Below are 21616 nucleotides of genomic sequence, written 5' to 3'. Positions count from 1 at the left end.
CTTCCTAAGTAAAATGGTAAACAAAGATGAGTATAGCAAAATAAGCACTGAATGCAAGCGGTATGAACGACAAATTTTTGAATTGGTGAGATTTGCTTGTCATGCCCCCGGTTACACTATGTGTAGAGGAACGGTAAATGAACCTTGAAAGGGGAAAAAGAATGCAAACCGACATCAAACCAGCCAAGATCTTAAGATCGCCTTTTTTTATTGCGATGTGGCTGACACTTTTTCTAGTGGAGATCATCAAGGGGGCACTGCTGGTCGCCGTTCTCCCCGTATATATGGACAATATTCTGGGGTTGTCTGCTGGCGTTATCGGCGTAGCATTTGCTCTTCAATATCTGGGGGATAATCTGTTCAGAGCCCCTTCAGGCTGGGCAGCAGAACGAATCGGTTTCCGCGCCACGATGGTAACGGCTCTGATCTGTACTTTGATTGCCGTGATCATGATTCTTTTTCTCAAAAGTGCAGTTGGACTATCTATGGCTTGTCTCATTCTCGGAATCGGCACGTCACCCCTGTGGCCCTGCGCAATGACGGGAGTAACGGCAATGTCAGGCCCGCAGAATAAAAATGGAACAGCGATGGGTGCGCTGGAAATGGCGGCTTTGGGAGGCACGGGGCTCGGGCCTGTTGGCATGAACTGGCTACTGGAGCGGACCGATCATGATTACCGTACAATCTTCCTCGTTCTGATGGGATGTGCGATTCTGGTCATTCTGGTCGCTATGATTCTTCCGGGCCGCGTTGTGGCTCAGGGGGAACAAGCAACAGGAGCAGGAGATGCTAGAGAAGACCGAATGTCTGCAAATCAGAAATATCCAGCCAAGCCGAATCTTCTTACTCCGTTTATTCGGTTACAACAGAGCGTAAAGCGTACATTACACCGGGTACGTAGCACACTCAACGTTAATCCGCTGGTCTATCCTGCGCTATTTATGCAGTCGTTTGTGATTGGCCTGCTCAGCCCTGTCATTACGCTGTATACACGAACAGATCTGAATATCTCACCCAATCTGTATAGCCTGCTACTCATTGCAGGAGGAGGGATTACCGTCATCGCACTGCTCCCTGTTGGGAAAATGGTGGACAAGTTCGGCACGAAGCCGTTCCTGAATATCGGTTTTTTGATGGCGGCAGCAAGTTTGTTTGTTTTCTCGATCGTGACAGCCATTCCCGTTGTTTTTGGCATTGTCATGCTTGTTGGCGTAAGTTATGCGATGATTCTTCCGGCTTGGAATGCATTTGTTGCCACACTGATTCCGGAAGGGGAACGCGGGGCAATTTGGGGGTTCTTCCTTACTTTGCAAGGTTCGGGTATGGTTTTTGGTCCGATTGTGTCGGGGTTGTTGTGGGATCACATCAGTCATCCGGCTCCGTTTATCGCGAGCGCTCTTGTAATGGCCGGACTTTTCGTCGTTCACTTTGTCTTGGCACGCAAGCCTTACCGTACCGCATCAGCTGGATAGATGAAGGAGAGAAAAAAGGAGATCCATAACCTGATTAGGGTTGAGGATCTTCTTTTTTGATGTGATGTGATACTTGGGAGTCGTCAATTAGTGCAAATGAAGTGAGTTATCTCGGCTGTACAACACAATGATCATGATTTTGTCACTTGTACTCCGTAATAAAATGAATTACCGGGGGCTTGCCCCTGTGCACCTGCGGAAAGCTTCAATTCGGATTCGTATTCCGTGAAAAATAGTCAAATAACCAAGTACCCTTACATAAAATGAAGTATAAAATAGGGTAAGCCGATGTAACACAAGCGCTTGAAACATGAGGCCGGAGCAGATCCGGTACAGATGGAGGGAGTGCCGTGAACAAGAGTTATGAAGTTGAATATTGCAATCTGGAGCTGCGGTTCAACCGTCGGCATATCCAAAATCTAATCAAAGACCTAATTCGTGAGGGGTATTCACTATATTGGAGCGAGGACGAATCCTTCTTTATCTTGTCAGTCCGCACCGGACGTAAGCTGGTAAAGCTCCGTTTTCAACAAACACGCAGTGGGAATTATAAAATGACAGGAGATTATCTGATCAAGGATGCCAAGCTCGCAGAGTGGTTGGAGAAACTGATTGGCGATACACGCGGGCATGCTGTGGTGAAACGCTTCAAGGATCAGCAAATGACGGTGGAGAATATTCTGTTTGGTGAAGTGATTCGTCTGGTGGAAGTGTCGGGATTCAAGCAACGGGTTATTTTTCAAAAAGAACCTGCGCCTACGGCGGAAGAGATGGAAGAAATGTTCCTCTCGCGCGAAGGCGAAGAACGGCTGATGCTGCTGCGTATGGAGATCGATGATGAACTGGAGCGCCTGTATGATGCTGTACAGATCGATAATACAGAGAAGGCCAATGCCTGCCGTGAAGCACTGCAGCGATTGTCCGGGCATCTGCTGATGCTGGAAGGATGAGACAAAGCGTGTTTGAGCATCGTTTTTATTGAAAGGGGCTGTTCCCAAAGGTCATTAACGGACTAGGGGCGGCCCCTTGATATGTAGAGGGAATGTTAGTTTTGGATTCTGAATCTCTGGACTTGTACTTTTCCGCTCGTCTACGGACGCTGAGGATCAATAATGGAATAGTCCGAACTGTCTACATGAGTATCAAATTCCTCAATCCCTTGTTCCAGAATTAGATCTGCTTCATCTGGGGTGATCGGAATGACCCACAACAGAGGGACTGTCTCCTGACCAATATGAATAAGTTCGAGAGCTTCGCTTTCTCCCCGCAACTCGTCAATTAACAAGGCAGTCGCATTCCATTCTGTGGGTGCTAGCGTACTTGATTTCATCACACGCGGGATATCCGAATCTGGAGCATTTTCGATATGATGCGTAATGATATCTGCCAAGTAGGTGTTGACACGTTCTACACTTACACCGCCTAAATCGGAAGGTAGCGCAAGCATCCACTCTGCGGAGACTTGTTCCCCTGAGGGTCGGGCAGCTTGAGATAAACCTACAGTAACAAACCGGGAGATCTCGGATTGCGACGTTGCAGGGAAATAATAGATTTCCACATGGACGTTGCGCTCTGTTTTAGAAAGTACGATTCTGCTCTCAGGCATACCCCATTCATTCATATACGTTCCCAAAAGAAAAGTTCTACGGATATCCAGTGAAAACCGTTCTTCGTTTGAAAGCTGCTCATAGCTCATTCACAAGTTCCTCCACTCTGATGGTGATTCATTACTCATACTATAATAACGTATTTTATGAAAATACGATGAACACCTTTGCTGATTACAGCGATTTCCCGCTATCCTGCTCGGGTGGAGGGTTCACTTTCATACATAAAACCGTTAAAATGGGTGTATTGTTGAGATTTTTTTTCAATAAAATTAATTGGAGTAAAGGATGGAGGACCAGATGACAAAACAACAAATCGGCGTAATCGGCCTGGCAGTCATGGGTAAAAATTTGGCCTTTAATATTGAAAGCAGAGGATTTTCAGTATCGGTATTTAACCGTTCCCCAGAGAAGACACATGACCTGCTGAAAGAAGCCGAGGGCAGAAACCTGACAGGTACATTCTCCATTGAAGAATTCGTAGCCTCCCTGGAATCCCCGCGCAAAATTCTGATCATGGTACAAGCAGGTAAAGCTACAGATGCTACTATCGAGCAATTGCTTCCTCATTTGGATCAAGGAGATATCATCATCGACGGCGGAAATGCCTATTTCCCTGACACGGTTCGCCGCAGCAAAGAACTGGAAGACAAAGGCATTCGCTTTATCGGTACAGGCGTATCCGGCGGTGAAGAAGGTGCACTGAAAGGACCTTCCATTATGCCAGGCGGACAAGAAAGTGCTTATAAACTGGTGGAACCGATCCTGACGGCGATCTCGGCCAAAGTCGGTAACGACCCATGTTGTACATATATCGGACCTGACGGTGCGGGACACTACGTTAAAATGGTGCATAACGGTATCGAATACGGTGACATGCAGTTGATTGGTGAAGCATACCACTTGCTGAAATCCGTACTTAACGTTTCCGTAGAAGAACTGCACGAAATTTTCACAGAGTGGAACCAAGGCGAACTCGACAGCTACCTGATCGAGATCACTGCGGACATCTTCTCCAAATACGATCCGGAAACGGGCAAACCGATGGTTGATGTCATTTTGGATGCCGCTGGACAAAAAGGAACAGGCAAATGGACAAGCCAAAGCGCGCTGGATCTCGGCGTACCATTGTCCATGATTACGGAATCCGTATTCTCCCGTTTCTTGTCGGCGATGAAAGACGAGCGTATCGCTGCAAGCAAAATCCTGAGCGGACCTAAGGCAGAAGCATTCTCCGGTGACAAAAAAGCATTCATCGAGAGCGTGCGCAAAGCGCTGTTCGCCAGTAAAATTGTATCCTACGCCCAAGGCTTCGCACAGATGCGTGCCGCATCTGACGAATATGGCTGGGATCTGAAATACGGCAACATCGCGATGATCTTCCGTGGGGGTTGCATCATCCGTTCACAGTTCCTGCAAAACATCAAGGAAGCATATGACAAAGATGCAGCCCTGAAAAACCTGCTCCTTGATCCATACTTCCAAAACATCGTGGAATCCTACCAGGATGCATGGCGTGAAGTGGTAGCCGTTGCGGTAAAACAAGGTATTCCGGTACCAGGCTTCTCCAGCGCGTTGTCTTACTACGACAGCTACCGTACAGAACGTTTGCCGGCAAACTTGCTGCAAGCACAACGTGACTACTTCGGCGCACACACATTCAAACGTGTCGACAAAGAAGGAAGCTTCCATCACAACTGGATGGAGTAGTATTCGAATCATAGCATGTAAAGAGGGACTTGGAGGATCGGTTTAAACCGACAACCACCAGGTTCCTCTTTTTTCATACGATAAGAGAAACTAAAAGTCTGTTGAGTAACATTAATGAATGAATGAAGATCATTGGGAGAGGAGGGACAGTATATACGGTCGTGGCTCGAAAGGAAGCTTGGTACAGGCATGGCCTTCCCCCGTTCGCAGGGCTGTGTTATGATAGGACAAAAGTGCTCACGAAATGCTTGAATTAAAGGAGTGTACACCTTGAGCAAGTCTAAAAATATTATTCTCATTGGCATGATGGGAACGGGCAAATCAACTGTTGCTGATATGCTTTCTCATGAGCTGGGATACCGGTTAATCGATGTGGATGCCGCGATTGAACAGGAGGAAGGCTGTACCATTCCGGAATTGTTTTCGGGCAAGGGAGAAGCGTACTTTCGTGACGTAGAGAACCGGGTGTTGTGCACGGTCCTTAAAAACGAAGGACAGGTCATTGCAACTGGAGGCGGGGTCGTACTTCGTCCGGATAACTGTGAATCGATGTCAGCGAATGGCTGGGTTGTTGCCCTAACCGCAGACCCTGAGGTCATTGTGGAACGTGTGAGCGGGTGTGATAACCGTCCACTACTTGCAGGTAATGCCGAGGAACGCATTCGCACGATAATGGAAGAACGCAAAGATGCATATCGTTTTGCGGATTACACGGTAGATACTACTGCGTTGTCTGCGGCCGAAGTGACTCATTTAATTTTAGCGCATTACCGCGTCTAAGCTTGTTATCATCGAAGTTGAACGAGAGAGGAAGATTGAAAAACGGGCCATGTGGGCCCGTTTTGGGAAAAGCAGAGTGTGTGCTCCATTGGAAATTAACACTTTGAAAGGTTCGCCAGCGATAACAATGGCCCTAACTTTTTAATCTTCTTGTTGCCACTCCAGCATACCGCCGACCATATTGGTACAGCCGTCGTATCCAAGCTGTTGCAGATATTCACAAGCTCGTTCACTGCGATAACCGCTACGGCAGATGATCACGATCTCACCGGACTTATCAATCTCCGATAAGCGATCTGGAATCTGTCCCAGTGGAATATGTTTGGCACCGGCAATCATGCCTTGCGCGACCTCTTCGTCCTCGCGGACGTCTATCATCTGTAGCTTCTCCCCCGCTTGTAAACGGCGACGTAGCTCGGATGGTTGAATTTCTGCGATTTGTGTCATATTCAGGTCCTCTTTTCTATATGGACTTAACGCCTATAATGATACCCAAGGGAACCAGGGGATGTCAATTTGGCCTTACAGAGACTCACTAAAACCATTTATGCAGCTTCACCACTACAATCAATAAAAGGAGAATATCATCCATGGACGTTATTGTTAACCCTACCCCTAATTTGAACGGGGAAATCGGAGCTTTGTCCTCCAAAAACTACACCACCCGTTACCTGCTGGCCGCTGCGCTGGCGGAAGGAACAAGCACGATTCATTTTCCGGCACATAGTGAGGACAGCGATGCGATGCGCAGATGTATTCGCGATCTGGGCGCTGTGCTGGAAGAAGACGACAGCAAAATCGTCATTCAAGGTTTCGGAAGCCACCCCCGTGATGTACGTGAATTAAACGTAGGCAATGCCGGGGCAGTACTTCGTTTCCTGATGGGGGTTACCGCACTATGCCCTGAGGTAACTTTTGTGAATACATACCCTGATTCACTGGGTAAACGGCCGCATGATGATTTGATTGATGCACTTGGTCAAATGGGGGTACAGGTAGAGCATCAGCAAGGACGACTGCCGATTACAATTAAAGGCGGTCAGGCCAAAGGCGGACATATTCGCGTGTCTGGTTCTGTAAGCTCTCAGTATTTGAGCGCCCTGCTATTTGTTACTCCGTTGCTTGCTGAAGACAGCACAATTGAGGTTCTGAATGATTTGAAATCCAAAGTGGTCATCGGTCAGACGCTGGAGGTTCTTGAACAAGCAGGGATCATCATCCACGCAAGCGATGATTACATGTCCTTCCGTGTACCTGGCGGACAGGCATACAAGCCAACAACGTATACTGTGCAGGGGGATTACCCTGGCTCGGCTGCCGTACTTGCTGCCGCAGCAGTTACACAGTCTGATGTGAAAATTCTTAGGCTGATGGAGCAGAGCAAGCAAGGGGAACGTGCCATCGTTGATGTGTTGCGTATGATGGAAGTGCCGCTCACTCATGAGAATGATGTGGTTCATGTTCAAGGAAATGGCCGATTAAAGGCGATTGAATTCGACGGAGATGCGGCGACGGACGCCGTATTGGCTATGGTAGCGGCAGCAGTATTTGCGGAAGGGACGTCACGGTTTTATAATGTAGAGAACCTGCGTTACAAGGAATGTGACCGAATTACGGATTATTTAAATGAACTCCGCAAGGCCGGAGCGAACGTCGAAGAGCGTCAGGCTGAGATTATCGTACACGGGCGTCCGGAAGGTGTCGAGGGCGGCGTAGAGATTAATGCTCACTATGACCACCGTGTCATTATGGCGCTTACTGTCGTGGGTCTGCGTGCCAAGCAGCCTATCCGTATTCGGGATGCGCACCATGTAGCCAAGTCATATCCGCAATATTTTGATCATTTGCAGGCGCTTGGCGCCTCGGTTCAGTGGGTAAAAGAGTAAATTAACACGTTAAGCAGAAAAGGATGGTGCTTGAACATGGAATTTAACAACCCTACTCGAGAAGAAATTGGACACATTTTGCGCAATGCAGGCAACATCGCTGTTGTCGGCTTATCGGACAAATCAGATCGTACCTCGTATATGGTCGCGGAAGCGATGCAGAGCAGAGGATACCGCATTATCCCTGTTAATCCGCAAGCACAGGGAGAGATTCTTGGCGAGAAGGTGTATGCCACACTCGCAGATATCCCCGAGCCTGTAGATATTGTTAATGTTTTTCGGCGTGAGGAGTTCTGCGCGGAAGTCGCTCGTGAAGCTGCTGCGATCAAGGCCAATGTATTATGGCTTCAACTCGGCATTCATAACGATGAGGCTGTCCAGATTGCGGCAGAGAACGGCATGACTGCAGTCACCAATCGTTGTATCAAGGTAGAAGATTCCATCGTTCTGCGCGGCGCTGGCCGCGGCTAAGAGGCCATGCTGTCGTCATGAATTCGTTCTTGGCATCGCATATCCAATTCAGGATTGTAATGAACATCCCGCGTCTTTTCTAAGACACGGGATTTTTCCTGTTAAACATGATGCTTTTGCTTTGACAAAATGCTGTGTAAAGCTTACCATCTAGGATAGAAAGGAGAGGTCGCCATGAATTGGCTCGGATCCTTGCAGCAGCTCGGAAGAGCGGTTATGCTGCCTACAATGGTCCTGCCCGCTGCTGCCATTTTGCTCAGTGTGGGCAGTCTGCCCTGGGACTCCTGGGGAATGAAAGTTGTTGGTGAAGTGTCTACCGTGGCCGGACACGGTATTTTTTATTTTTTGCCGTATTTGTTCGCTGTCGGTGTGGCGCTGGGGCTCTCCAACCAGGCCGGTCAAGCTGGACTTGCAGCGCTGGCTGGTATCGTTATCTATGATCAGGTTACCCGAAATTTCGGGGATGGCACGGTGCAACCTGCATCATTAATTGGAATTATACTCGGTGCGTTAGCCGGTGGAATGCATAATCGGTTCAAAAGTATCAAACTGCCCGAAATCTTGCAATTTTTCGGCGGATCAAGGTTTGTTTTGCTTATCGTCGGACTCTGTTCGGCTCTTTTTTCCTGCTTTATGTTATGGCTTGCTCCGGTTCTGCAACATGGCCTGAATTCCATTGCAACATGGGAATACAGTCTTGGCGGTTTCGGATTGTTCATCTATGGTGTGTTATACAGGGTGCTGGTTGCTTTTGGGCTTCATCATCTGCTGAATAACGTATTCTGGTTCCAGCTAGGAACCTATGAAACGCCGAGTGGCAATATTGTGCAAGGGGATTTACCACGTTTCTTTGCTGGTGATCCGTCAGCTGGATTTTTCATGGCTGGACTTTTCCCGATTATGATGTTTGCTATCCCTGCGATTGCATTTGCCATTATTCAAGAGGCCAGGGAAGATTTAAAACCAAAAATCAGAAAAACGTTTCTGACTTCTGCATTGGTTTGTTTTTTAACAGGGGTGTCCGAGCAGATCGAGTTTGCTTTTCTTTTCGCGGCGCCGTATCTGTTTATCGTACATGCAGTGATGTCCGGGGTGGCCATGTGGCTAAGTTATTGGCTAGATATAAGGCATGGTTTCTCATACTCGGCTGGCGTTATTGATTACATACTCAATTTCCATCTGTCTGAGAATGCTTGGAAGCTCATTCCGATTGGCATACTATATGGGCTGGTCTATTATTTTCTGTTCCGCTGGGCGATTCGTACGTTCAAAATCCCGACACCAGGGCGAGAAGAAGGGTCTATGCTGGAAGATTGGGTTGGAAATATCCCTTATCAAGCTCCGTTGATTCTCGAAGCATTGGGCGGGAAAAGCAACATCGTGCAGGTGGAGGCATGTATTACACGCCTGCGTCTGACGGTTCACGATGATCGGTTGATCGATACGGGTGCAATGAAGAATCTGGGTTCTGCTGGACTGATCAAGCTCGGCGGCGGTAACGTGCAGGTTGTATTCGGCACCTATTCCGAACTGATCCGGGAAGAGATTGCGAAGTTGCTGGAACGGGATTTGCAACAGGTACTGTTCGCAGCACCTGTGCAGGGGAAAATGCTCCCGATTGAGGAAGTGCCAGATCAGATTTTTGCAGCCAAGCTCGTTGGAGACGGTGTTGCTTTTGTACCGGAGCGAGGAGAACTGGTGTCGCCTGTCTTTGGAACGATCATGCATTTGTATCCGACGATGCATGCCCTAGGTATTTCTACACGAGAGGGACTGGAGGTTCTGCTTCATATCGGGATCGATACCTCACAGCTGAAAGGGCATTTTGAAGCGTTTGTACAAGAAGGGGATACCGTTGAGCCTGGACAACTGCTGATCAAGTTTGATCTAGCTGTATTACGTGAACAAGCGGCGTCACTCACGACTCCGATGGTCATTACGAATCCGGATCGTGTAAAATCATGGAGTTTTGCTCCATTCAAGCAAGTGAAGAAAGGTCAGGCATCCGTCATGTCCGTGGTGCTCTATGACAGGAACGTTGGAGGGGTAGAATGAAGATACAAGGCATCAATGGAGCTGCAGGCATCGCCATCGGCAAAGCATTTGTCCTGCCCAGCTGGGAATGGGATCTACCCGACCAGAAGATGGATTCGGTGGATCTTGCCCAGGAATTCGAACGGCTGTACGAGGGGATACGGACATCGAAGGATGAGATCGAATATATCAAAAATGAGTTCAAAGAAGTTGTAGGACCTGAGGAATCCAGCATCTTTGATGCGCATCTGGCGATTCTGGAAGATCCGGTTTTCATGAATGAAATACGTGGCATTATTGAGCGTCAGTATAAGGCGGCAGAGGTGGCGGTAAAAGAGGCGATAGACCACTTTGTCACCATGTTTGACCTTCTGGAAGATGAATATATGAAGGAGCGGGCGATCGATATCAAGGATGTCGGTAACCGCCTGCTTAAACATCTTCTGGGTGCACCTGAGATTACGTTACCTTCAGATACACAACCTTACATTCTCGTTGCTAAAGAGCTGTCACCGTCTCAATTGGCGCATTTAAATCCAAGCTATGTTTTGGGTATCGTTACGCTTATTGGAGGTAAAACGTCTCACTCGGCCATTATGGCACGTGCACTCGGGATTCCTCTCGTTTCCGGATTGGAAGCGAGTCTTGGCATGCCGGTCGAAACAGGGGACATGCTTGTCGTTGACGGTGATAATGGGTTGGTATTCACAGACCCGGATCGCAAAACCATTGAACGGTACACGATGCTTCGCAACAAGGAGATGCAGAAAAAAGAACAGTTGCAGGTGCTTGCCACCGTAGATGCGGTGACCAAGGATGGATCTGTGCTGAAGCTTGCTTCCAACATCAGCTCCGTGAAGGAGCTTGATCTGGCTTTGAAACACGGAGCCAAAGGTGTAGGTTTGTTCCGAACTGAATTCCTGTATATGGATCGTTCGACCTTCCCTGGAGAGCAGGAACAGTATGAGGTGTACCGGCTTGTTGCCGAGAAAACAGCTGGACAGGCGGTTGTGATTCGCACACTCGACATTGGGGGCGACAAAGAGCTCGATTATTTTGAATTACCGGAAGAAGATAATCCGTTTCTGGGCTATCGAGCCATTCGAATCAGTTTGGATCGTAAGGATCTGTTCAAAACGCAGCTGACGGCCATTCTACGCGCAAGCGCAGCGGGCAATGTGAAAATTATGTATCCCATGATCTCATCGGTTGAGGAGTTGCAACAAGCCAACGAAATCCTTCGGGAAGCGATGGCTGATCTGGATGAACGGGGCTTGGCCTACGATGCAAATATTCAGGTAGGCATCATGATTGAGGTCCCTGCTGCCGTGATGATTGCAGATCTTCTTGCGGAAGAAGCAGATTTCTTCAGTATCGGAACGAATGATCTGGTACAGTATGTGCTAGCAGTAGACCGAATGAATGAACAGATTGCTCATATGTATCATCCGTATCATCCGGCTGTGCTGCGTATGCTACGAGCGACCGTAGACGCAGCACATACGGCTGGGATTGACGTTAGTGTGTGTGGTGAGATGGCAGGGGACGAGCGCTCCATTCCGCTATGGCTGGAACTCGGGATTCGTCATCTCAGCATGTCTCCGCAATCCTTGCTGCGCGTGAAGCATAGAGTTTTGAATACTACGGCTGCTGATGCGAAGGAGGAGGCACGCAAGTGTTTTACCCTCAGAACGAGCAGTGAAATTGAACAGCGTTTGCAGATATTTAATGATGCGAGCGGCAGTCCTGACGATCAGAGCGGATCAAACGCATCTTAAAGTAAACTGACTGCACGCATTAGCAGACGAGCAATACCTTTAAATTAATATATTCACTTTTGTACCACTTTTTCCAAAAGATATAAAAACCGCCATGCATAGGATTGCATAGCGGTTTTTTCTTTGTTTTCGTTTTACCTTGCTGTTATTTGGCTATTTTTGCAGCGAGTGCATCACAGAAAGCTTTTCCATAAGGAGGGAGATCCGGTGGACGACGAGCGGAGATGATATGCCCATCCACGACAACGGCTTCATCTTTCCATATCGAACCTGCATTCTCCATGTCGTCCCGAATGCCTGGCGTTGAGGTTACGGTGACTCCGTTCAAAATTTTGGCAGAGATGAGTACCCAGCCTGCATGGCAGATTTGCCCGATCGGCTTGTGGTCTGCATGCATCTCTTTTACAAGCTCCAGCACTTTGGGGTAGCGCCGTAGTTTATCTGGAGCCCATCCTCCCGGCACCAGTATTCCATCATAATCGGAACTGCTGAGCTCATCGAAACTGTATTCAGCGGTAGCAGGAACACCATATTTGCCGACGTATGTTTTTCCTTTTTGCTCGCCAGCCAGATGCACTTCGGCACCTTCTTCACGGACGCGGTATACCGGGTACCAAAGCTCCAGATCTTCAAATTCTTCATCAACCAGTGCGATGACTTTTTGACCTGATAATCTCATATATGAACTCTCCTTCGATAATGAATTTGGCAGATCGCGTCTTATATTGTACCAGATTTGCTAATTGGCTTCCTAATTTAAGTATGTTTAAGTGCAAGTTCTCATCTAGATAGAACGATTTCAAACCAACCCGGGCCTTCATTCGACAACCTTCATCTGGTGACAGTGGTAATTTGTGCAACCTTTAGTTTACAGCAGGATTTAGGCGGAAATAGGTCGAATGGTACATACATAGAGAGTAAAGAACGAATGAGGTGATGGTTGTGCGCAAGTCGTGCAGATGTGGACATGTAATGGAATTGGAATTAAGAACGGTCGTATACGCCAAGAAGGTAGAAATTCGTAATGTACCTGTTTTTGCGTGTGCAGACTGTGTATCATACGAGGTGTTACAGCCGGTGAAACCGGATTTGACAGAATGTATTAGTAAACTGGGTGAACAGCCCGTGAAGCAGGATGTCTCTTTTGGGGAACAGAATGAACTGGCTGACCTGCTTCACGAACAGCTTCTGGCCTGGCCGGAGGCAACGGATCAAGAGATGGAATACCGAATGAAAGAGGCGGTAGAGGCACGAATCAATCTATTGCTCGATATTATGAGCTACGCACACAAAGCGGAAGACAAGGCATGGATTGAGGATACGGAGCGCAGACTGGCACAGTTGTCGGGTTTTGTATGGCAGGCGCATTTCTCAAATGCCGTCTAGTTTTGACGTGTAGAATGCTTGTTTTCATGAAAATTGGATTTTTTGCTCACTTTTTGTTAAGATATCGAAGAGTGAAAACGCTCAACAAGGCGTTATTGCTGATTAAGGGGGATGTATAACGAATGGCTGACATGACTAAAATGACAAGTATTGAACAGCTAAACTCCGCTGTGCAGGCGACGGAGGATCAACCCTTGCTTCTGTTCAAGCATAGTACCCGCTGTCCAATCAGCGCACATGCTTATCAGGAGATGAATGATTATCTGCATAACTCTCCGAATGAAAGCGTGAAATATGGCATCATCTATGTGGTGGAAGATCGTCCGGTATCTAACGAAGCAGCTGAGAGACTGGGTGTTAAGCACGAATCTCCCCAAGTTATTCTGGTCAAAAAGGGAAATCCAGTATGGCATACTTCCCATTCAGAGATTACCAGTAAGATGCTTGCTAACACTTTAAGTGAGTCCTAGAGCCTATTTTAATTGATTAATGCAATAATTTGTCGTAATATAAATCTTAATGAAAATGGAATGAAAATTTACTGGTAATGGAGCGAAGTACTGTGACGGTAACCATTTATGATGTGGCACGTGAAGCTGGAGTGTCTATGGCAACGGTATCACGGGTAGTCAACAATAACCCTAATGTCAAACCGCAAACGCGGAAAAAAGTATACGAAGCAATTGAACGACTCGGATATCGTCCGAATGCGGTAGCACGTGGTCTGGCGAGCAAAAAGACAACGACAGTTGGAGTCGTTATTCCGGACATTTCGAACTCCACCTTTGCGGAGATTGCCCGCGGAATCGAAGATATTGCGAATATGTACCACTACAATATCATTCTGTGTAATGCGGACAAAAAGAAAGAAAAAGAAATTCGTGTTATCAACACCCTGCTGGAGAAACAAGTGGATGGACTGCTCTTCATGGGCGGTACGGTAACGGATGAACACATTCAAGCGTTCCAGTCTGCAGCAGTTCCAATCGTATTGTGCGCAACAAGTGATGAGAAGGGCACATTCCCTTCTGTTGATATTGATCATGAAGCAGCTGCGTTTGATGCTGTCAACACACTCATTCGCCACGGTCACAAAGAGATCGCGATGATCAGTGGAACGTTGCAGGATCCGGCTAACGGGTTTGCACGTTTCCAAGGGTACAAGAAGGCACTGGAAGCAGCGGGTATTGAATATCAAGAGGATCTGGTACGCATCGGTAACTATCGTTATGAATCCGGTGTGGAAGCGATGAAATACTTCCTTGGACTCAAGAAAAAACCGACTGCGATCTTTGCTGCAACAGATGAAATGGCAATTGGTGCAATTCACAGTATTCAAGACGATGGATTGAAAGTACCGGATGACTTCTCCATTATTAGTGTGGATAACATTCGTATGGCTTCCATGGTGCGTCCACAGTTAACAACTGTTGCACAGCCGATGTATGATCTGGGCGCGGTAGCGATGCGTTTGCTGACCAAACTGATGAAGAAAGAAAATGTGGAAAATCCAAGAGTGATTTTGCCGCATGAAACCATTCTTCGTCTGTCTGTAAGTCACGCGGGTTAATTGACTATTTTATTAAGTAAGCGAAGGGGAGATTCAATTCTCTCTACATAGATTTTGATTGTGCAGGAGCTCCGGAAACGGAGCTTTTGTGCTTAAAACGGCTTGGGTAATGACATGATCTCACATACAGAACGGGAACAGGGAGGATACAACAGTGCGTGAAACGATAGGAATTATGGGTGCTATGGATGAGGAAGTGGAACTTCTGCTTCAGGGCATGAAACAACTTGAAACGGTGAAGCAGACAGGGATTACGTATGTCGCCGGTGAGTGGCTTGGCAAGCAGATTGTGGTATGCAAGTCAGGCGTAGGGAAAGTAAATGCGGCGGTAACTACGCAGATTCTGATTGATCGTTTTCAGGTGAATCGAGTAATTTTTACAGGTGTAGCAGGAGCAGTTCATCCCGAATTGAACATTGGCGACATGGTTATTTCTTCAGTGTGTGTGCAGCACGACATGGACGTAACGCCACTAGGATTCGAGCGTGGAGTGATACCGTACCAGGAGACATCGGCATTCCCGGCAGAGCCTGCGTTAATCTCGCTTGCTGAAGAAGCGTGCAAGGCGCAGGGCGCTCAATATCGGATTGGCAAGGTGTTGTCGGGTGATCAGTTTATTGCCAGCAAGGAAACCGTAAACATGCTCTATAGAGAGATGGACGGAGCTTGTGCAGAGATGGAAGGGGCTGCGGTGGCTCAAGTATGTCACATGAACCGTGTACCCTTCGTTGTGCTACGTAGCATGTCTGACAAGGCAGACGGTTCTGCACATGTGAATTTTGCCGAGTTCACGGTGCAGTCTTCTCAGCGTTCCCATCGTATTGTTGAGCACATGCTTGAACATATGTGATTCGAAACACGTGACTTACTCGCAATGAGACACGAATAAATCGAAATGAGACACCAATAAACCGCATCACAGATGCATTTTCCGTTTACGATGGAGAATGATCTGTAAGGCGGTTCTTTTATGTATTCAATTCGCGATTCGTACCTTTTATCTTTTTCTTTAATACATAAACCGATGACGAAAGCGGACACGGTCAAACTGTTCCTCCGAGGTCATGGGTACTTGACTGCCGATCCGAACCATAAGGCAATTCGCAGGATGGGAGCAGATTTCAGGATCATCTGTCGCGTACCAGGTCATATCAATGTTTTGCATAAGCCGCTCCATCATTTTGCGATAATCCCATACCGATAGTCCGCTGCCTTTCAAGTCCCAGTGCCAGTAATACTCTGTCGTGAAAATAATATAGTTCTCCATATACGTATCTTGCATCGCAGTAAGGAGCATTTCACGGCCTACACCAAGAGAGCGATACTCGTCTGCGACTTCGATGGCTCCAAGCTCGATTAGGTCTGTCATATTGCCCTCGGACCAGCGTTCACACTCATCTGCGTAGTGAAAAGTAACGTATCCGATGATGATATTATTCTCATGGGCAATTATAATTCGCCCTTCGGGTAAGGCGGCAATCTCGGCAATGGCTTCTTGTTGCTCTGTTGGGCGCCGAAAGGCATCCAGATCGGAGTGAAACGTCAATTCCATAATCTGTTCTGCGGGCACGGGCCCCTCAACCGTAATTCGGTGGTCGGACTTGAAAATGGAACGTATATGATGCTTCTTGATATGCTCCATGGTTCATACCCCTCTCTCCCCCTACTTATAGCAAAAAACCAAAAAAATGAAAAGCCGTAGACGATGTTTGATCCAATTTGCTATAATTGCGTTGACAAAAAATGTTCACAATTCAACACCGTTTGAGTGCATCGGTTGGGTCAGGCAAGTACATGACGAGAAGTTCTCTCTACTAATGTAAGCGCTAACTGGAAGTTCAGTCAACACAAAGGCAATACGAATGAACCCTGAAGGGAATCGAAATGTCGAGTTAAAGGAGGCTGGCAAGCATGAGTCAAGCACATAATGAGATGCTGCAAACGGTGGTGTCTGAATCGAATCTGGGTGATTATACGGAAGCAAGAAGCCGGTTCGATTGGGAAACGGTAGAAAGGCACTTTACGTGGCACGCCAGCGGCAAAGTGAATATGGCACATGAGGCGATTGATCGCCATGTCCTGGAAGGCAGAGGTGGGAAGACGGCCTTGCTCTACAGCGATGCTTCTCGTGAGGAAGCTTATACCTTCGCAGATCTGAGCGAACAGTCGAGTCGTTTTGGTAATGTGCTGCGTAAATATGGCGTGGCTAAGGGAGATCGTGTTTTTATTTTCATGCCACGAAGTCCTGAGCTGTATTTCAGTTTGCTGGGAATTTTAAAAGTGGGCGCTGTAGCGGGTCCTTTATTCGAGGCCTTTATGGAAACGGCGGTGAAGGATCGGTTGGAGGACAGTGGTGCTGTTGCGCTCGTGACTACGCCTGAGCTTCTGGGACGGATCAAACGTTCCGAATTACCAGAGCTGAAACATATTTTTGTTGTCGGCGGTGGCCCGCAGTCTGAGGAAGGTCTTATTGATTTTGATGCAGAGATGTCTGCGGCTTCAGATGATATGGAAGTAGAATGGCTGACGCGTGAGGATGGACTGTTGATTCATTACACCTCGGGTTCAACAGGGAAACCGAAGGGTGTGTACCACGTTCAGAATGCGATGATTCAGCATTATTATACAGGTAAAGTTGTACTTGACCTGCGAGAAGACGACATATATTGGTGCACTGCCGATCCAGGTTGGGTAACAGGCACGTCGTATGGCATTTTCGCCCCTTGGCTTAACGGGGTAACGAATGTGATTCGTGGGGGACGTTTTAGTCCGCAGGACTGGTATAGCACAATCGAGAAAAACAAAGTAAGTGTATGGTACAGTGCCCCTACGGCGTTCCGTATGCTTATGGGCGCAGGGGACGAGACGATTGCCCAACATGATTTAAGTAGCTTGCGTCATGTCATGTCGGTAGGGGAACCGCTGAATCCGGAGGTCGTACGTTGGGGCTGGAAAGCGTACGGTCAACGAATTCATGATACATGGTGGATGACCGAGACGGGAGCACAGTTAATCTGTAACTACCCGGGTATGCCGATTAAACCAGGTTCCATGGGACGTCCTTTACCGGGTGTTGAAGCAGCTATTATCGATGATCGTGGACAAGAGCTCCCTCCATACAGTATGGGGAATCTGGCGATCCGCACACCTTGGCCGTCGATGATGGCAAAAATCTGGAATAATCCAGCGAAGTATGAGGAGTACTTCAGACTGACAGGCTGGTATGTATCCGGGGATTCAGCGTACATGGACGAAGACGGATACTTCTGGTTCCAGGGACGCATCGACGATGTCATCAACTCTTCAGGTGAGCGCATTGGACCGTTTGAAGTGGAAAGTAAACTGGTAGAGCACCCAGCGGTTGCTGAGGCTGGCGTGATCGGTAAACCGGATGTGACACGCGGAGAGATCATTAAAGCGTTTGTCGCGCTTCGTGAGGGGTATGAGGCGACGCCGGAACTGAAGGAAGAAATCTATCGGTTTGTAAAAGAGGGCCTGTCCGCTCACGCTGCACCGCGTGAGATCGAATTCAAAGAAAGACTGCCGAAGACTCGTTCAGGCAAGATTATGCGCCGTGTGTTGAAGGCATGGGAACTTGATCTGCCAACAGGTGACTTATCCACCATTGAGGACTGAGTAGCTAGCATGTAGAATTAAAAAGGACATGAACATAAACAAAGCCGCATGTCAGTGTATTTACACTGGACATGCGGCTTTTTCATTCGTTTACGATATTGGTTTGTCAACGGGTTTGCCACCCGTATTAAGGCTGATAGTGTATCGCTTCCGAGGATGCGGACTCTCCTACACTGTTGCTGGCAGATACTTTGAACCAACCCCCCGTTGATGACGGTACACCATAAACCATACTGGTGCCTGAAGTGGTGCCAATCTTGGTGAAGGGGTCCGAACCTGTCTCGCTATAGAAGACAGCGTAGCTCTGCACGCCGTCCGTTTCCGAGTTCGGTGCCCACTGAATACGAAGCCCTTGGGAGAGCGCTGATACGCTCACTTGGCCTGGTGTGCTTGGAGCCGCCGTTGGTGCATTGTTGTTACTGACGGTTTCTCCAGGGGTTACCACCGTACCAGGTACCTCAATAGGCTCTTTGACTTCTGTATCAGGCGCACCAGCGCCTGCACTGCTCACCGTCGCACTTGGAGCAGATTCCTTGCCAGCAACGTCTACGGCAGTAACATAGAATGCAAAGTTGCCACTAGCTGTTGCGTAAGCTGAGAACGATCTGGACTCACCTGTCAGTACAACCTGGCCTTGATTCTGGAATCCGGCACCACCGACTGAACGATAGAGACGATACCCAACAACATCACTTTCAGGTGTAGCATTGAATGTGATGGATGCCCGTTCTCCCGAGATGGAGATGCGGACATTGCCAGGTGCATCTGGAGCTTTGCCGTTATCCTTGCGTGGATCAACCTCAGTTGGCAGATCAGCACCGGCATCCTCAGGCAGATAATATGCAAGCGACTCATGACGACTCATCCGTTTAAATGCATTTTGCAATTCTTTGATGAGATCGGAGATCGGTTTCTTACGCTTGACAACCGTTTTTTCCTTCAACATATCCGCAGGTGTTTCATCACGTGGAATGTAATTTACACCGTTGTAGGTAATATATTTCGCTTTAGCGACAGCATCATCACGGTCCTTCGGAATAAATTTGCTATTGAAAATGTCAGTAACAAATTTATCGGTCAGGGATGTTGGTAGCTTGCCACTGTATGCTGAGACCGTTCTGGTTTCAATACCAGAAGGTTTTTTGAATGAATTAGTAACAAACAGATCCTTCTGTGTTTCGACGACTTCATTCATAATTTTGGCCCAAAGCTGCTGAGCACGTTTGCGTTGTGATTTGTTTTCGAGTGTATTAATCGGCTGTTTATAACCAACCCACACACCGAGCGTAACATCTGGTGTATATCCCTCAAACCAGACATCGGCGTAGTTCTGGGTTGAACCTGTTTTACCGACAATAGGCACACTTGATCTGTACTTGTAGTTTTCCCGTACTTTATCGGCTGTACCTTCTGTTATAACGGTACGTAACATGTCCGTCATAAGATAGGCCGTCTGTTCCGAAAATGCCTGTACAGGCTCGCTTTCGTGTTTGTATACAATATTGCCTTTGGAATCCACAATTTTGCTGATCATATAAGAATCGTTGTAGACCCCTTTGTTAGCAATTGCACCGTAGGCATTTGTTAGTTCTTCCACAGTTACACCATATTGAAGTCCGCCGAGAACACCGGTCTGGGCCTGGTAATCCTGCTTCTGGATCGTTGTAATGCCAAGCTTTTTCGCAAAAGTCCAGGCTTTATCGATGCCAACTTCCTCATTAAAAAGCTTCAGAGCCGGAATGTTCAATGAGTAGTTCAATGCTCTACGAGCGGTTACCAAACCTTGGTAACGGTTGTTCGCATTCTTGGCGATATGGTATCCGCTAGGGCCGTCTTTCAAAATAATTGGCGCATCGTCGATGACGGAGGCCGGTTGAATAAGACCTTCCTCCAGAGCTGGCAGATAAGCCGCAATAGGTTTCATCGTAGAACCGGGCTGACGAATCATTTGAGTCGCATAGTTCATCTGTTCATCCTGGAAGCTTCGGCCTTCAATCATACCGAGGATTGCTCCTGTTTTATGATTGATCAGCATCGCTGCAGTCTGCTCTTTTCCCTTGACAGGATCATCTGCTGAGAAGTTGCTGTTATCTTCGGCAATCGTACGCATCGTTTTGTAGATGTTCTTGTTAATTGTTGTATAGATGCGATATCCGCCTGTGCGAAGCTGTGACTGAGCCTCTTCCAGCAGGGCACTGTTTTCCTTTTGCGATGCCTCGACGTCTGTACTTTTGCCTGTTGCCTTAGTTTTGTCGGCATTCATCTGCTGCATGATAATCTGTGCTGCTTGACGTTCCGTTTCCATCATAAGGTATGGATAAGTGTTATAGGCTTTAATGGTTTTCGGAGCAAGCGAGCTTTTGATATCAAAGGCAAGTGCATTGTTGTATTCCGATTGCGTGATTTTGCCAAGTTCCAGCATGCGGCGCAGAACCAGTTTTTGACGATTGATTGCGCGATCAAATTTATCCTCTACAAAATCGCCTTTACCGTTAAAGGCGGAGTAGGAAGAGGGAGACTGAGGTAATCCAACCAAATAAGCGGCCTGAGCTATATTTATTTTTTCGAGATCATTGATATTAAACAATCCCTTGGCGGCTGCTTTGATTCCGTAAACGTTGTATCCGCTGGAACCATTGCCGAAAGGCACCTTGTTCAGGTAAGCGGTCATAATCTCGTCTTTGGTTAGAAAACGTTCCAGTCGAAGGGAAAGCAAAATTTCCTTTACTTTACGATCTTCCGTACGGTCCAAATTCAGAAATACACGTCTAGCCAATTGCTGCGTAAGCGTACTGCCACCCGTTTGTACTGATTCTTTCAGCACTTTTTGTTTCACGGCACGCAGTGTTCCGCTCATGTCTACACCTTTATGTTCGTAAAAATGATTGTCTTCAATCGAGATCACGGCATCAATAACTTTTTTGGGGATCTGGTCAAAGGTGACCGGACGTCTGTCTTCTTCCGTGCGAAGTTGACCAATCGGACTGCCGTCAGAAAAGTAAGCAAAGCCTGTGATGGAGTTTTCGCTGACTTTTTGTTCAATCAGGGCCCTTGACCGGACAGGTTCGTCTTTGACGATCGAACTGACGTAACCCATTAAAGCACCGCCAACGAATAGTATGCCCATAAATCCAAGGACAACCATCCACATAACGAAGCTACCTAGTTTGCGTGCAAAGCTACGCTTGCGTACAGGCGGATCTTCAGGCTTTTTCTTAGTAACATCAACCATTCAGTGTCTTCCTCCTTTTAACAGCACTAATTATAGCATAAAAAGACCCGTTTG

The 21616-nt window shown here is 47.5% G+C and carries 18 protein-coding genes; 13 read left to right on the top strand and 5 right to left on the bottom strand.

Features of this window, described 5'->3' with window-relative positions; genetic code table 11:
* The first annotated feature begins 161 nt into the window (after positions 1–161).
* Together MKY23_RS19020 and MKY23_RS19015 are read left to right on the top strand one after the other, a co-directional pair.
* On the top strand, positions 162–1472 hold the full coding sequence (locus MKY23_RS19020; protein WP_154957733.1) for an MFS transporter: 1311 nt from the start codon (positions 162–164) through the stop codon (positions 1470–1472).
* Between the two features lie 350 nt (positions 1473–1822).
* Positions 1823–2422 (top strand): hypothetical protein, encoded by a 600-nt coding sequence (locus MKY23_RS19015; protein ID WP_154957732.1) that lies wholly within the window; start codon positions 1823–1825, stop codon positions 2420–2422.
* Positions 2423–2562: 140 nt separating this feature from the next.
* Here MKY23_RS19015 and MKY23_RS19010 read toward each other — a convergent pair whose 3' ends face one another.
* A complete protein-coding gene (locus MKY23_RS19010) occupies positions 2563–3168 on the bottom strand; it encodes a suppressor of fused domain protein (protein ID WP_339831425.1) in 606 nt (201 codons plus the stop codon).
* A 211-nt stretch (positions 3169–3379) separates the two neighbouring features.
* Here MKY23_RS19010 and gndA point away from each other — a divergent pair, with 211 nt between their 5' ends.
* Both gndA and MKY23_RS19000 read left to right on the top strand, forming a co-directional pair.
* Entirely contained in the window at positions 3380–4789 is a 1410-nt protein-coding gene (gndA, locus tag MKY23_RS19005; RefSeq protein WP_339831423.1) for an NADP-dependent phosphogluconate dehydrogenase, read from the top strand.
* Between the two features lie 270 nt (positions 4790–5059).
* Complete coding sequence (locus tag MKY23_RS19000) at positions 5060–5569, top strand: shikimate kinase (RefSeq protein ID WP_339831421.1); 510 nt, start codon at positions 5060–5062, stop codon at positions 5567–5569.
* Positions 5570–5710: 141 nt separating this feature from the next.
* Here the strand turns inward: MKY23_RS19000 and MKY23_RS18995 are convergent, their stop codons facing one another.
* Positions 5711–6016: a rhodanese-like domain-containing protein gene (locus MKY23_RS18995; RefSeq protein ID WP_090923679.1), complete on the bottom strand. Its 306-nt coding sequence runs from the start codon at positions 6014–6016 to the stop codon at positions 5711–5713.
* A 143-nt stretch (positions 6017–6159) separates the two neighbouring features.
* Here MKY23_RS18995 and aroA point away from each other — a divergent pair, with 143 nt between their 5' ends.
* From aroA to ptsP, 4 genes are all read left to right on the top strand, one after another.
* Entirely contained in the window at positions 6160–7455 is a 1296-nt protein-coding gene (gene aroA / locus MKY23_RS18990) for a 3-phosphoshikimate 1-carboxyvinyltransferase (RefSeq protein WP_339831418.1), read from the top strand.
* A gap of 36 nt (positions 7456–7491) precedes the next feature.
* The gene (locus tag MKY23_RS18985) at positions 7492–7926 is read left to right on the top strand and encodes a CoA-binding protein (RefSeq protein WP_090923677.1); all 435 of its coding nucleotides are present in this window, start codon (positions 7492–7494) and stop codon (positions 7924–7926) included.
* A 174-nt stretch (positions 7927–8100) separates the two neighbouring features.
* Positions 8101–9981, top strand: a complete 1881-nt coding sequence (locus tag MKY23_RS18980; RefSeq protein ID WP_339831415.1) for a glucose PTS transporter subunit IIA — start codon at positions 8101–8103, stop codon at positions 9979–9981.
* Complete coding sequence (gene ptsP, locus MKY23_RS18975) at positions 9978–11738, top strand: phosphoenolpyruvate--protein phosphotransferase (RefSeq protein ID WP_090923675.1); 1761 nt, start codon at positions 9978–9980, stop codon at positions 11736–11738. Before MKY23_RS18980 ends, ptsP begins: the two co-directional genes overlap by 4 nt.
* Before the next feature lie 145 nt (positions 11739–11883).
* Here ptsP and MKY23_RS18970 read toward each other — a convergent pair whose 3' ends face one another.
* Positions 11884–12417 (bottom strand): type 1 glutamine amidotransferase domain-containing protein, encoded by a 534-nt coding sequence (locus tag MKY23_RS18970; RefSeq protein WP_339831413.1) that lies wholly within the window; start codon positions 12415–12417, stop codon positions 11884–11886.
* A gap of 293 nt (positions 12418–12710) precedes the next feature.
* Here MKY23_RS18970 and MKY23_RS18965 point away from each other — a divergent pair, with 293 nt between their 5' ends.
* The 4 genes from MKY23_RS18965 (at position 12711) to MKY23_RS18950 (ending at position 15544) form a co-directional block, all read left to right on the top strand.
* The gene (locus MKY23_RS18965; protein ID WP_154957727.1) at positions 12711–13124 is read left to right on the top strand and encodes a hypothetical protein; all 414 of its coding nucleotides are present in this window, start codon (positions 12711–12713) and stop codon (positions 13122–13124) included.
* 122 nt (positions 13125–13246) lie between these two features.
* The gene (gene ytxJ, locus MKY23_RS18960) at positions 13247–13594 is read left to right on the top strand and encodes a bacillithiol system redox-active protein YtxJ (RefSeq protein WP_090923672.1); all 348 of its coding nucleotides are present in this window, start codon (positions 13247–13249) and stop codon (positions 13592–13594) included.
* Between the two features lie 92 nt (positions 13595–13686).
* On the top strand, positions 13687–14694 hold the full coding sequence (ccpA, locus tag MKY23_RS18955; protein ID WP_090923671.1) for a catabolite control protein A: 1008 nt from the start codon (positions 13687–13689) through the stop codon (positions 14692–14694).
* A 175-nt stretch (positions 14695–14869) separates the two neighbouring features.
* Positions 14870–15544: a 5'-methylthioadenosine/adenosylhomocysteine nucleosidase gene (locus MKY23_RS18950; RefSeq protein ID WP_090923783.1), complete on the top strand. Its 675-nt coding sequence runs from the start codon at positions 14870–14872 to the stop codon at positions 15542–15544.
* Positions 15545–15703: 159 nt separating this feature from the next.
* Here MKY23_RS18950 and MKY23_RS18945 read toward each other — a convergent pair whose 3' ends face one another.
* Positions 15704–16336, bottom strand: a complete 633-nt coding sequence (locus MKY23_RS18945) for a GNAT family N-acetyltransferase (protein WP_145331936.1) — start codon at positions 16334–16336, stop codon at positions 15704–15706.
* A 269-nt stretch (positions 16337–16605) separates the two neighbouring features.
* On the opposite strand from MKY23_RS18945, the gene acsA reads away from it, so the two are divergent.
* Entirely contained in the window at positions 16606–18330 is a 1725-nt protein-coding gene (gene acsA, locus MKY23_RS18940; RefSeq protein WP_339831410.1) for an acetate--CoA ligase, read from the top strand.
* Positions 18331–18457: 127 nt separating this feature from the next.
* Here acsA and MKY23_RS18935 read toward each other — a convergent pair whose 3' ends face one another.
* The gene (locus tag MKY23_RS18935; protein WP_221789040.1) at positions 18458–21562 is read right to left on the bottom strand and encodes a transglycosylase domain-containing protein; all 3105 of its coding nucleotides are present in this window, start codon (positions 21560–21562) and stop codon (positions 18458–18460) included.
* Positions 21563–21616: the final 54 nt, after the last annotated feature.

The organism is Paenibacillus sp. FSL R7-0272 (genome assembly GCF_037969905.1).
Classification (GTDB): domain Bacteria; phylum Bacillota; class Bacilli; order Paenibacillales; family Paenibacillaceae; genus Paenibacillus; species Paenibacillus polysaccharolyticus.
This window is presented reverse-complemented; position numbering and strand designations above follow the sequence as displayed.

What these genes read in the sequence shown, in the direction of transcription:
- MKY23_RS18935 (WP_221789040.1), bottom strand. Translation starts at nt 21,562, where the DNA reads ATGGTTGATGTTACTAAGAAAAAGCCTGAAGATCCGCCTGTACGCAAG.
- ytxJ (WP_090923672.1), top strand. Translation starts at nt 13,247, where the DNA reads ATGGCTGACATGACTAAAATGACAAGTATTGAACAGCTAAACTCCGCT.
- MKY23_RS18985 (WP_090923677.1), top strand. Translation starts at nt 7,492, where the DNA reads ATGGAATTTAACAACCCTACTCGAGAAGAAATTGGACACATTTTGCGC.
- ptsP (WP_090923675.1), top strand. Translation starts at nt 9,978, where the DNA reads ATGAAGATACAAGGCATCAATGGAGCTGCAGGCATCGCCATCGGCAAA.
- MKY23_RS19020 (WP_154957733.1), top strand. Translation starts at nt 162, where the DNA reads ATGCAAACCGACATCAAACCAGCCAAGATCTTAAGATCGCCTTTTTTT.
- MKY23_RS18980 (WP_339831415.1), top strand. Translation starts at nt 8,101, where the DNA reads ATGAATTGGCTCGGATCCTTGCAGCAGCTCGGAAGAGCGGTTATGCTG.
- MKY23_RS18945 (WP_145331936.1), bottom strand. Translation starts at nt 16,336, where the DNA reads ATGGAGCATATCAAGAAGCATCATATACGTTCCATTTTCAAGTCCGAC.
- MKY23_RS18965 (WP_154957727.1), top strand. Translation starts at nt 12,711, where the DNA reads ATGGAATTGGAATTAAGAACGGTCGTATACGCCAAGAAGGTAGAAATT.
- gndA (WP_339831423.1), top strand. Translation starts at nt 3,380, where the DNA reads ATGACAAAACAACAAATCGGCGTAATCGGCCTGGCAGTCATGGGTAAA.
- MKY23_RS18995 (WP_090923679.1), bottom strand. Translation starts at nt 6,016, where the DNA reads ATGACACAAATCGCAGAAATTCAACCATCCGAGCTACGTCGCCGTTTA.
- MKY23_RS18970 (WP_339831413.1), bottom strand. Translation starts at nt 12,417, where the DNA reads ATGAGATTATCAGGTCAAAAAGTCATCGCACTGGTTGATGAAGAATTT.
- aroA (WP_339831418.1), top strand. Translation starts at nt 6,160, where the DNA reads ATGGACGTTATTGTTAACCCTACCCCTAATTTGAACGGGGAAATCGGA.
- acsA (WP_339831410.1), top strand. Translation starts at nt 16,606, where the DNA reads ATGAGTCAAGCACATAATGAGATGCTGCAAACGGTGGTGTCTGAATCG.
- MKY23_RS18950 (WP_090923783.1), top strand. Translation starts at nt 14,870, where the DNA reads ATGGGTGCTATGGATGAGGAAGTGGAACTTCTGCTTCAGGGCATGAAA.
- MKY23_RS19010 (WP_339831425.1), bottom strand. Translation starts at nt 3,168, where the DNA reads ATGAGCTATGAGCAGCTTTCAAACGAAGAACGGTTTTCACTGGATATC.